This is a genomic window from Aeromicrobium sp. P2_G6 (genome assembly GCF_056403535.1).
On the sequence record NZ_JBFUFH010000007.1, the window covers coordinates 245,718 to 256,646 of the forward strand.

Below are 10,929 nucleotides of genomic sequence, written 5' to 3' on the forward strand. Positions count from 1 at the left end.
TGGGGTTCAGATGGCCGGCGCGGGGACGAGCTCCTTGCGCCGGGCCAGGCGCGCGCGAACGTACGAGTCGACGGCGAGCGAGACCCAGAGCAGCACGATCGCCACGATGCCGTCCAGCCACCAGTGATGCCCCGTCGCTGCGACGACGAAGATCGTGATCGGCAGGTGCATGAGGACAACCCAGCGCCACCGGCTCGTGGTCACCGAGAACACGCCGAGCGCGACGACCGCCGCCCACCCGACGTGGATCGACGGCATGGCGGCGAACTGGTCGGAGATCCCGGTGCCGACATCGCCGTAGACGTCGAACCCGTGCTTGTCCGACAGGTCCACGAAGCCCAGCTCCTGCACGAAACGCGGCGGGGCGACGCGGATGAATCGGATCACGAGGCAGAACGCCGTGAGACCGGCCAGGCCGTTTCGCCAGTGCGGATACTGGTCGCGGTGGCGGATGAACAGCCACACCAGGAACACCAGCAGCGCCGGCACGTGCAGTGTCGCGTAGTAGTCGTTCGTCAGTGCCGCGAGCCAGTCCTGGTGCACCACGAGGTGCTGCATCGAGATCTCGGTCGGCAGGTGCAGGAACTGCTGGAAGTCGTCGATCGCGCGGCCGCGGGCGAGTGCACCCTCCTCGTGTGTGAAGGGCAGCTCGCGGGCCAGGCGCCAGACCGCGTACAGCGCTGAGATCAGGGCGAACTCGCTGAATGCCGGCAACAGCGCGTTGCGCACCCGGCTGCGCGGCACCGCGCGCAGCACCAACCAGGCGACGAGGCTCACCGCAGATGCGATGGCCGCTTGGTCCCAGGTCGCCCAGCTCATCGGAGCTGAAGGGTTGTCGGGCGGATCACGAGATGATCTTACGGACGCCTGTGCGATCGTAGGGGCGGACTTCAGACAAGCCTCGCAAGAATCGAAGAACAGGACCCGTTCATGGACGTGAAGAACTCCGTAGCCCTCGTCACCGGAGGCGCCTCCGGCCTCGGCCTGGCCACCGTCGAGGCTCTGCTGGCTGCCGGTGCCAAGGTCGTCATCCTCGACCTCCCGGGCTCGCCCGGTGCGGAGGTCGCGTCGCGGCTGGGAGAGTCCGTGCGCTTTGCGGCCGCAGACGTGCGTGATGAAGCAGCGGTCACGGAGGCCCTCGACGTGGCTGCGTCGCTCGGCGATCTCCGGGTCGTCGTCAACTGCGCCGGCACCGGTGACGCGATCAAGACGGTCGGCAAGCAGGGCCCGTACCCGCTCGACAAGTTCCAGCGGATCATCGAGATCAACCTGATCGGCTCGTTCAACGTCCTGCGTCTTGCCGCTGCGCGCATCGCCACGCTTGAGCCGCTCGGCGAGGAGCGCGGGGTCATCATCAACACCGCATCGATCGCCGCGTTCGACGGCCAGATCGGGCAGGCGGCCTACGCGGCGTCGAAGGGCGGCGTCGTCGGGATGACGCTCCCGATCGCCCGCGACCTGGCATCGCTGGGCATCCGGGTCATGACGATCGCCCCGGGCCTGTTCGACACCCCGCTGCTGGCCTCATTGCCGGAGGACGCCAGGGCGTCGCTGGGCAAGCAGGTCCCGCACCCGAGCCGGCTTGGCGATCCGGCGGAGTATGGCGCACTCGCCGCCCACATCGTGGCCAACCCGATGCTCAACGGCGAGACGATCCGGCTCGACGGTGCCATCCGGATGGCGCCGCGCTGACGCTCACACCGGCAGCAGCCGGGTGATGAACTTCGTCAGCTGGTCGACGTTGCAGCACTCGTGCATCTCGACCACCTCGGCGTAGGTCGGCGCGATCGAGTCGCCGAGGCCCCACCGCATCGAGTGCTCCGGGTTGAGCCAGAACGTACGCCTGGCGCGCTGATTGATCTCGTGGAGCGCGCCCAGGTTGGCGTCCTGGTTGTTGTTGCGCGCGTCACCCAGGATCAGCACCGCGGTGCGCGGCCCGATCGCCGTCATGTGCTCGGCGTGGAAGTCGGCGAACGCCTCGCCGTAGTCACTGCTGGTGTGCCACTTGGTGATCCGGGCCTCGCGGGCGATGCGGCCGGCCAGGTCGTCGCCGCCGTCCTTGACGATGTCGGTGACCTCGGCCATCGCGTTGACGAACGCGAAGACCCTCACCTTGCTGAACTGCCCGCTGAGCGCCTGCACGAGGTGCATCGTGAAGCTCGAGAACCCCGACACCGATCCGGACACGTCGCACAGCAGGACGAGCTCGGGCCGGGACGGGTGCGGCTTGGCGTACACGGGGCGAATCGGCACGCCGCCGGTCGACATCGAGCGGCGCAGCGTCCGGCGGATGTCGATCCGGCCGCGGGTTGCCTTGCGGCGCCGCGCCGCCAGTCGGGTCGCCAGCTTGCGCGACAGGGGCCTGACGATGCGCCCGAGCTCCTCGAGCTGCTGCTTGTTGGCACTAAGGAAGTCGATCCGGTCACTGCCGGTGCGGACGGCGTGCCTGGTCACGACGTCGCGGCCGCGCAGCTCCGCGGTGCGTCGTCGCGCTTCGCTCGCCACGAGAGCACGGAAGCGATCGATGGCCTGCCGCACCTCGTCCCGCTCGAGGCGCTCGGTGAAGCCGCCACCCTGACCCTGGCCTCCGCCCTGCCCTTGTCCTTGGCCTCCGCCGCCTTGGCCGCGTTGACCGAGGGCCTGCACGAGCAGGGTCTGGGGCCGCAGCCGCTCGAGGGTCTGATAGGCCGACCAGCCGCCCGTGGGTGTGCCCTCGGCACCGACCGCGCCGAGCAGGTCGACGGCGATCTCCGCCACCTGCTCCAGGGCACGCAGGTCACCCTCGGCGAGCGCCATGGCAAGCAGGTCGCGCAGGTCGTCGAGGTCGAACTCCTCGTCCGTCTCGCGGGCAGCTTGTGGCACGCCCACGCCGGCGGGGAAGAAGATGTCGAACGTCATGTCGAAGACGTCGCGCTGCCCACCGCGGCGCACGAGAGCCGAGGCCAGTCCTTCCCGCAGCTGTGACCGGTCGCTCATGCCGAGCACCTCGACGACCGCCGCGGCGTCGACGGTCTCGCTCGTCCCGGCCGGTATGCCCTTGCTGCGCAGCGCACCGACGAACTCCACGAGCCGTCCGGCGACGTCCTGAGCAGCTGGCTGGGTCATGACGCCCCCAGCACCTCGTCGAGGTCGAGGCGGGAGGTGGCCTTCTCGAGGTCGTCCTGATGCTTGAGGATCACACCGAGGCTCTCCCTGACCACCTGGTCGTCGAGGATGTCGGCACCGAGGGCGACGAGCGTGCGGGCCCAGTCGATCGTCTCGGAGACCGACGGCGCCTTGCGCAGCGGCATCGCCCGCAAGGCGTTGATGACCCGGACGAGCGAGTCGCCGAGCGTGGCATCCAGCTCCGGGACCTTCAGACGTACGATCTGCTGCTCGAGCTCGGCGTCGGGGAAGTCGACGTGCAGGAACAGGCAACGACGACGCAGCGCCTCCGAGAGCTCTCGGGTCGCGTTGGACGTGAGCACCACAAACGGCCGGCTCGTGGCGGAGATCGTGCCGAGCTCGGGCACCGTGATCTGGAAGTCGCCGAGCACCTCCAGCAGCAGTCCCTCGATCTCGACGTCCGCCTTGTCGGTCTCGTCGATCAGCAGGACCGTCGGTCCCTCGTTGCGGATCGCCGTCAGCAGGGGACGGGCGAGCAGGAACTCCTCGCTGAAGATGTCGTTGCGCGCCTCGTCCCACGTCTCGTCCTTGCCGGCAGTGATCCGCAGCAGCTGCTTGGCGTGGTTCCACTCGTAGATCGCCCGGGCCTCGTCGACGCCTTCGTAGCACTGCAGGCGTACCAGGTCGGCGTCGCACGCCTCGGCCACCGCACTCGACAGAGCCGTCTTCCCGACGCCCGCGGGGCCCTCGACGAGCAGCGGCTTGCCCAGCTCGCTGGCGAGGAAGACGGTGGTCGCGATGGCGTCGGAGGCGAGATAGCCCGCGCCGGCGAGCTTGGCCTTGACGTCATCGATCGAGGTGAACGGCATGGTGCGCATGCCTACGATGATGCCGTGGCCCTCTTCGAGATCGTTCGTGAGGTGCGCCTCCCACCTGAGGAGTCGTGGCAACGGCTCACCGACTGGGAGCAGCACGCCCGTCACGTGCCGCTGACCCGGGTCACCAGGACTGACGATGGATTCATCGCCCGCACCGGCATCGGGCGACTCGCCTTCGACGACCCGATGGAGATCGTGGAGTGGCACGAACCGACCTTCTGCCGGCTCGAGAAGCGCGGACGTGTCGTGACCGGATGGGCCGAGCTGACCGTCGACCCGATGCCCGTCGGCAGCCGCGTGACGTGGCGCGAAGACCTCCACGTACGCGGGCTGCCGCGCGCGTTCGACCCCCTCACACGCGCGGTGAGCACACGTGTCTTCTCGAGAGTGATCGACGGGCTGCTCGCCTAGCGGACCGTACGCAGGACGAGGTGCGTCGCGAGCGACGACGACTTCGACGACACCGCCTCGAACCGTGGGGGAGGATTGCCGATTCCCTCGAACAGTCGCAGCCCTCCGCCGAGCAGCAGGTGGGCGATGCTGAGGCGGATCTCGTCGACGAGGCCCAACGACAGGTATTGGCGTATGACTCCGGGGCCACCCATCAGCAGCACGTCCTGCTCACCCGCGAGCTCACGGGCCCGGGCGAGAGCGGGCTTGATGCCCGAGACGTACGTGAAGCTGGCTGAGGTCATCGGCCGGTTCGGCAGCTTCTCGTGGGTCAGCACCACGGTCGGCATCGGCAACGGCACATCGCCCCAATGGGGGATCCCGAGGTCATGCATGACCCGCCCCACGATGCAGGCCCCGACGCCGGCGGACATGCTCTCGCCGGCGGCCTTGTCGGTCTCGTCGCCCTCGAACAGCCACTCGTGCAACGCCTCGCCGCCGACGCCCATCGCGTTCTCCATGCTGACGTCGGGGCCGGTCGCATACCCGTCCAGCGAGATGGTCACGGACATGACGAGTGCGCTCATGGCTGATCTCCGATTCCGATGCGTCCTGCGTAGGATCACGGTATGGGGTACTCGCCGGAATCCGAAGCTCTCGACATCTGCCGCGACCTGATCAGGATCGACACCTCCAACTACGGTGACGACTCCGGACCGGGGGAGCGCAAGGCTGCCGAGTACGTCGCGGCGTCGCTGGCCGAGGTCGGCATCGAGTCGCAGATCTTCGAGTCCGAGTCGGGCCGTGCCAGCCTTGTCGCTCGCTGGGGCAACCAGAACTCGCCCCGGCCGGGACTCCTGATCCACGGGCATCTCGACGTCGTGCCCGCGCAGGCGAACGACTGGCAGGTTGACCCGTTCGCCGCCGAGGTCGTCGACGGCTACCTGTTCGGCCGCGGCGCGGTCGACATGAAGGACTTCGACGCGATGCTGCTGTCGGTCGTACGCGCCCGGCAGCGTGCCGGCGACATCCCGGATCGGCCGATCACCCTCGTGTTCACCGCCGATGAGGAAGCCGGCGGTCTGCTCGGCGCCCACTGGCTCGTGGAGCACCACCCTGACCTGTTCGAAGGCTGCACCGAGGCGATCGGCGAGGTCGGCGGCTTCTCGACAGAGGTCGGCGGCAAGCGGCTCTACCTCATCGAGTCCGGCGAGAAGGGCATCGCCTGGATGCGCCTGCGGGCGCGCGGCACCGCCGGTCACGGGTCCATGCGCAACGACGACAACGCCGTTATTCATCTCGCGGAGGCGCTCGTCGCGCTGGGCGAGCACCAGTGGCCGGCCGAACCGGGCCCGTCGATGGAGCTCCTGCTGAGCAAGGTGCGCGAGCTCTCCGGCACGGAGGGCTCGGCCGACGAGCTGCTCGAGCAGTTCGGTCCGGCCGTACGCATGATCGGTGCAGGCATGCGCAACACCACCAACGCGACGATGCTCGAGGCCGGCTACAAGCACAACGTCGTGCCGGGTGAGGCGATTGCGTATGTCGATGGTCGCTACCTGCCGGGGCACGCCGTCTCGTTCGTGCCGACCGTGCAGCGCCTCGTCGGCGACAACGTCCAGGTCGAGCCCTACATCACCGACGCAGCGCTCGAGTACGCCTTCGAGGGCGATCTGGTCGACGCCATGACGGTCGCGCTGCACAGCCAGGATCCCGATGCCCACATCGCGCCATTCCTGATGTCCGGAGGCACCGACGCCAAGGCATGGCACAAGCTGGGCATCACGTCGTACGGCTTCACACCGCTGCGATTGCCTGCAGACCTCGACTTCACGGCGCTGTTCCACGGCGTCGACGAGCGCGTGCCGGTCGACGCGCTGGAATTCGGCTCGAAGGTCTTCGACGAGTTCCTGAACCTGATCTGACCACTCGGGCCGTCGAAGCCCTACAGCGTGCTGCGCATGCGGATGATCTTGCGACGCAGGACGACGGTGCGATGGCCCGTGCCATCCTTGCGCAATCGCTCGAGCTCCCACCCCTGGTACTCAGCCGCGTCGGTCAGCATGCGGCACACGGCCGTACGCGACTTGGTGCGGTCGATCGTGAGGTTCCAGAACTCGTACTCGATCATCGATTCACCTCTCACCGTGCGTTCTCCGATACGTCGTCGAGGGCTTGGATGATCTCGGGTGGGAGCTCGAGATCCTCCGACGCCAGGTTCTCCTGGAGCTGTGCTGTCGTACGTGCCCCGACGACAGCGGAAGCAACCGCGGGCCGGGCCAGCAACCAGGCCAGCGCGACGTGAGCGATTGTCACGTCCAAGCCCTCGGATGCTCGCGCGAGGGCTTCGACGACAGCCGACTTCTGTGGCGTGAGGTACTTCGAGACGAACGCCTCCCATGCCGGGTCCGCGGCACGTGAGTCGGAGGGGACGCCGCCGCGGTACTTGCCGGTCAGCACGCCGCGGCCCAGCGGGGACCAGGCCAGGACACCCATCCCCAGGTGCTGGGCGGCGGGAATGACCTCGTCCTCGGCCTCGCGCCTCACGAGTGAGTACTCGACCTGCGTGCTGATCAGCGGGACGGCATCGGCCCGTCCCGCGAGCCAGGTGTGCGCGAGGGAGGTCTGCCAGCCGCCGTAGTTGGAGATGCCGACATAACGCGTTCGCCCGGTGCGTACGGCGTGCTCCAGGGTGCTGAGGGTCTCCTCGATCGGCGTTTCGGCATCCCAGGCGTGGATCTGCCACAGGTCGAGGTGATCGGTGCCGAGCTGCCGCAGTGAGAGGTCGAGCTGGTCGAGGAGCGTACGCCGTGAGCTGTCCCGGTCGATGCGGTCGCCCCGCTTGATCAACCCGGCCTTGCCGGCGAGCACGATGCGGCCGCGCACGTCAGCCTTGTTGATCAGCGTGCCGAGCAGCTCCTCACAGGCACCGTCGCCGTAGATGGGTGCTGTGTCGACCAGGGTGCCGCCCGCATCGAGGAACGTCGACAGCTGCTCCTCGGCGTCGTAGGCGTCGACGGCCGTGCCCCACGTCATGGTGCCGAGCCCGAGCCGTGAGACCTCCAGCCCCGATCCACCAACGCGGCGATACTGCATGCCGCAAGGCTAGTCGGCCGAGTGAAGCCTCCCCGGTAGGCTCGCACGGTGGATTTCCTTCGTGCCGTGGTCCTGGGTCTCCTTCAGGGCCTGACCGAGTTCCTTCCCATCTCCAGCAGCGCGCATCTCGCGATCTTCCCCAAGTTCTTCGGGTGGGACGATCCGGGCGCCGCGTTCACGGCGGTGATCCAGATCGGCACGGAGCTGGCGGTGGTGATCTACTTCTGGCGCGACATCGTCACGATCGCGACCGGCTGGATCCGCGGCCTGTTCAACGCCAGTGCTCGCGAGGAGCTCGAGTGGCGAATGGGCTGGTCCGTCATCATCGGCTCGGTGCCGATCGTGTTCCTCGGCCTGCTCTTCCAGGACTCGATCAAGCACGAGTTCCGTCGCGTCGCGCTGATCGGCGTGGCGCTGATCGTGTTCGGGCTGATCCTCGGCTTCGCGGAGCGATGGGGCCTCAAGAACCGGCCGATCGAGAAGCTCACCACCCGCGACGCGGTGCTGTTCGGTGTCGCGCAAGCGTGCGCGCTGTTCCCCGGCGTGTCCCGCTCCGGCGGAACGATCAGCATGGGCCTGCTGCTGGGGTACGAACGGCGCGCTGCGACCCGCTACGCCTTCCTCCTGGCGATTCCGGCCGTCCTTGGTGCCGGAATCTTCAACCTCAAGGACATCCCAGGACAGGCCAACGAGTACGGGCCCGGTCCCACCATCGTGGCGACGATCGTGTCGTTCGTCGTCGGCCTCGCGGTGATCCACTGGCTGCTGGAATACGTGAGCCGCAAGTCGTACACGCCGTTCGTTGTCTACCGCGTCGCCCTCGGCGTGCTGGTCCTCGTCCTGGTCGCGACCGGCGTCATGAGCTCGACCGTCACAGTCAGCTGATTCCTTTCGACACGCTCAAGACCCGGTCCTTGCGTGTCGAAAGGAACGTTTGCCAACTTTGATTCGGCTGGGCCTAGAGCCAGCCCGACTTCTTGAACGCTCGCCAAATGAAGCCGACGATTACCAGCGTGACGCCGGTGGTGACCCAAAAGCCACCGCTCCACTGCTGGAAAGACGTCAACTTGAAGTTCATGCCGTAGATGCCGGCGATCGCGGTCGGCACCGCGAAGATCGTGGCGCCCGCGGTGAGCTTGCGCATGTCCTCGTTCTGCTGGACGCTCAGCTGCGCCAGGTGGGCCTGCAAGGCGTTGTCCAGGAGGTGGTCGATCGAGTCGATCGCCTCCGCCGCCCGCGCGAGGTGGTCGCCGATGTCGCGGAAGTACGGCCGGGAGTCCTCCGGCATCGTGCCGAGCGCGAACCGCGTGATCGGCTCCTTGAGCGGCAGCACGGCGCGGCGGAACTCCAGCGTCTCGCGCTTGAGTCGGTAGATGCGGGTCGAGTCGTTGGACCGCTCGGGCGAGAACACCGAGGTCTCGACCTCCTGCACGTCGACCTCGAGCTCGGCCGCGACCGCCTCGTAGTGGTCGACGATGTTGTCGACCACGGCGTAGAGAGCTGCGGTCGGTCCGTGCGACAGCGGCTCGATCATCTTCTCCGCCGAGCGCCGGGCCTCCTTGAGCGTCGGCCCGCCGTGGCGCACCGTCAGCAGGAAGTTCTTGCCGAGGAAGATGTTGACCTCGTGGGTCGTGATGTCGTCGTCGCTGTAGGTCACAGTGCGGATCGACATGAACAGGTGGTCCTCGTACTGCTCCACCTTGGGTCGTTGATGGGCTTCCAGGGCGTCCTCGACCGCAAGCGGATGGAGCTGGAGGGCTGCGGCCACCCGGTGCATCTCATCGGAGGTCGGATTGCCGATGCCGATCCACAGGAAGTCGTCCTGGCCCAGCCCGGCCAGTGCGGCATCGAGTGAACCCTTGTCACTGTGGGTGTCCTCGCGGACGCCGTCGCGATAGACCGCGCAGTCGATGATCACGTGGTCATTCTGCCCTCGTGAACCACACGGACGCCGTCGACAGGCCGCAACCGCTGAGCCGATACGCTCGCCTCATGCGCAGCTGGTCACGCCCGGACGTCCCGACCCTCGGCGACCTCGGACTCGGTGAGGGGCCGGCCGTACGCGTCCACGACACGGCGTCGGGCGAGGTACGCCCGAGCGACCCATCAGGCTCGGCACGGCTCTACGTCTGCGGCATCACGCCCTACGACGCGACGCACATGGGGCATGCCGCGACCTACCTCGCGTTCGACCTGCTGCAGCGCGCCTGGCTGGATCACGGGCTCGACGTCGACTACACGCAGAACGTCACCGACGTCGACGACCCGCTGATCGAGCGCGCCATCGCGACGGGAGTCGACTGGGCAGACCTCGCGGCCCGCGAGATCGACCTGTTCCGCGAGGACATGACCGCCCTGCGGATCATTCCCCCGGCCAACTACGTCGGGGCTGTCGAGACGATCGACCTGGTCGTCGACCTCATCGGCCGACTCGACGAGGCCGGCTCGGTCTACCGGGTCGACGACGACCTCTACTTCGACGTGCACGCTGACCCGGCGTTCGGTGCGGTCTCCGGTCTCGATGAGGCCGACATGCTGAAGATCTTCCCTGAGCGCGGGGGAGACCCCGACCGGCCGGGCAAGAAGCACCCCTTGGACTGCCTGCTGTGGCAGGCCGAGCGGCCCAACGAGCCGGCCTGGGAGACCTCGCTCGGCAAGGGGCGTCCCGGCTGGCACGTCGAGTGCGCCGCGATCGCCCTCAAGCACCTTGGCGAGGCGTTCGACGTGCAGGGCGGCGGCTCCGACCTGGTGTTCCCGCATCACGAGATGTCGGCCTCCGAGGCGACTGTCGTCACGCATGAGGCGTTCGCCCAGGCCTACGTCCACGCCGGCATGGTCGGCTTCGAGGGCGAGAAGATGTCCAAGTCCAAGGGCAACCTCGTGCTGGTCTCCAAGCTGCGGGCCGACGGCCGCGACCCGATGGCGATCCGGTTGGCGTTGCTGGCGCACCACTATCGCAGCGACTGGGAATGGTTCGACGACGAGATCACCGCAGCAGAGCAGCGACTCGCTGCGTGGCGCGACGCCGTGAGCCGGACTCTCGCACCCTCGGGCACCGCCGTGGTCGAAGCCATACGTGCTGCCATGGCGAACGATCTCGACGCGCCCGCAGCTCTGGCCGCGATCGACGCGTGGGCCGCCGACGACTCAGCTGCTGACCCGCAGGCCGGACGCACCGTCCGCACGGCCGTCGACGCCTTGCTCGGCGTGGCGCTCTGATGCAGAAACCCTCGGCGCGACAGCTCGACATCCTGCGCTGGGTCGTCGCCGCCGCGCTTGCAGTGATCTACATCTTCACCGGCTACGAGCCGGTGTTCTACGCGGGCATAGCGGTCCTGCTTCTGCCGCTCCTGCTGCGTAGGAAGGCATACCCGAAGGACGAACCCAAGGATCCCGAAGAACCCAACTGAGGACCAGCACCCTATTGGCGGAGGTGGCCGGGTTGGTCTGTGGGCAGTAGTGG

13 protein-coding genes are annotated in these 10,929 nt (G+C 67.8%); 6 read left to right on the forward strand and 7 right to left on the reverse strand.

What is annotated here, in order from left to right:
- Nucleotides 1-6 precede the first annotated feature (6 nt).
- Nucleotides 7-819 (reverse strand): phosphatase PAP2 family protein, encoded by an 813-nt coding sequence (locus AC1DVU_RS20515; RefSeq protein WP_476924303.1) that lies wholly within the window; start codon nt 817-819, stop codon nt 7-9.
- 111 nt (nt 820-930) lie between these two features.
- Here AC1DVU_RS20515 and AC1DVU_RS20520 point away from each other — a divergent pair, with 111 nt between their 5' ends.
- Entirely contained in the window at nt 931-1,692 is a 762-nt protein-coding gene (locus AC1DVU_RS20520; protein ID WP_476924304.1) for a 3-hydroxyacyl-CoA dehydrogenase, read from the forward strand.
- A 3-nt stretch (nt 1,693-1,695) separates the two neighbouring features.
- On the opposite strand, the gene AC1DVU_RS20525 is transcribed toward AC1DVU_RS20520, so the two are convergent.
- Nucleotides 1,696-3,105, reverse strand: coding sequence for a VWA domain-containing protein (locus AC1DVU_RS20525; RefSeq protein ID WP_476924305.1), 1,410 nt, complete (start codon nt 3,103-3,105; stop codon nt 1,696-1,698).
- Nucleotides 3,102-3,983: an AAA family ATPase gene (locus tag AC1DVU_RS20530; protein ID WP_476924306.1), complete on the reverse strand. Its 882-nt coding sequence runs from the start codon at nt 3,981-3,983 to the stop codon at nt 3,102-3,104. The genes AC1DVU_RS20525 and AC1DVU_RS20530 overlap by 4 nt, the downstream gene beginning before the upstream one ends.
- 15 nt (nt 3,984-3,998) lie before the next feature.
- Here AC1DVU_RS20530 and AC1DVU_RS20535 point away from each other — a divergent pair, with 15 nt between their 5' ends.
- Nucleotides 3,999-4,394 (forward strand): SRPBCC family protein, encoded by a 396-nt coding sequence (locus AC1DVU_RS20535; protein ID WP_476924307.1) that lies wholly within the window; start codon nt 3,999-4,001, stop codon nt 4,392-4,394.
- On the opposite strand, the gene AC1DVU_RS20540 is transcribed toward AC1DVU_RS20535, so the two are convergent.
- Nucleotides 4,391-4,960 (reverse strand): dihydrofolate reductase family protein, encoded by a 570-nt coding sequence (locus AC1DVU_RS20540; protein ID WP_476924308.1) that lies wholly within the window; start codon nt 4,958-4,960, stop codon nt 4,391-4,393. The two genes, AC1DVU_RS20535 and AC1DVU_RS20540, sit on opposite strands and share 4 nt — an antisense overlap.
- 42 nt (nt 4,961-5,002) lie before the next feature.
- Between AC1DVU_RS20540 and AC1DVU_RS20545 the strand changes: the two genes are divergently transcribed.
- Nucleotides 5,003-6,295: a M20/M25/M40 family metallo-hydrolase gene (locus AC1DVU_RS20545; RefSeq protein WP_476924309.1), complete on the forward strand. Its 1,293-nt coding sequence runs from the start codon at nt 5,003-5,005 to the stop codon at nt 6,293-6,295.
- Between the two features lie 20 nt (nt 6,296-6,315).
- On the opposite strand, the gene AC1DVU_RS20550 is transcribed toward AC1DVU_RS20545, so the two are convergent.
- Together AC1DVU_RS20550 and AC1DVU_RS20555 are read right to left on the reverse strand one after the other, a co-directional pair.
- Complete coding sequence (locus AC1DVU_RS20550) at nt 6,316-6,501, reverse strand: DUF5703 family protein (RefSeq protein ID WP_476924310.1); 186 nt, start codon at nt 6,499-6,501, stop codon at nt 6,316-6,318.
- Nucleotides 6,502-6,512: 11 nt separating this feature from the next.
- Nucleotides 6,513-7,466 (reverse strand): aldo/keto reductase, encoded by a 954-nt coding sequence (locus AC1DVU_RS20555; protein WP_476924311.1) that lies wholly within the window; start codon nt 7,464-7,466, stop codon nt 6,513-6,515.
- Between the two features lie 48 nt (nt 7,467-7,514).
- Between AC1DVU_RS20555 and AC1DVU_RS20560 the strand changes: the two genes are divergently transcribed.
- Nucleotides 7,515-8,351, forward strand: coding sequence for an undecaprenyl-diphosphate phosphatase (locus AC1DVU_RS20560; RefSeq protein WP_476924312.1), 837 nt, complete (start codon nt 7,515-7,517; stop codon nt 8,349-8,351).
- A 73-nt stretch (nt 8,352-8,424) separates the two neighbouring features.
- On the opposite strand, the gene AC1DVU_RS20565 is transcribed toward AC1DVU_RS20560, so the two are convergent.
- Nucleotides 8,425-9,384, reverse strand: coding sequence for a magnesium and cobalt transport protein CorA (locus AC1DVU_RS20565; RefSeq protein WP_476924313.1), 960 nt, complete (start codon nt 9,382-9,384; stop codon nt 8,425-8,427).
- A 74-nt stretch (nt 9,385-9,458) separates the two neighbouring features.
- Between AC1DVU_RS20565 and mshC the strand changes: the two genes are divergently transcribed.
- Nucleotides 9,459-10,685, forward strand: coding sequence for a cysteine--1-D-myo-inosityl 2-amino-2-deoxy-alpha-D-glucopyranoside ligase (mshC, locus tag AC1DVU_RS20570; protein ID WP_476924314.1), 1,227 nt, complete (start codon nt 9,459-9,461; stop codon nt 10,683-10,685).
- The gene (locus AC1DVU_RS20575) at nt 10,685-10,876 is read left to right on the forward strand and encodes a hypothetical protein (protein ID WP_476924315.1); all 192 of its coding nucleotides are present in this window, start codon (nt 10,685-10,687) and stop codon (nt 10,874-10,876) included. Before mshC ends, AC1DVU_RS20575 begins: the two co-directional genes overlap by 1 nt.
- The last annotated feature ends 53 nt before the right edge of the window (nt 10,877-10,929 follow it).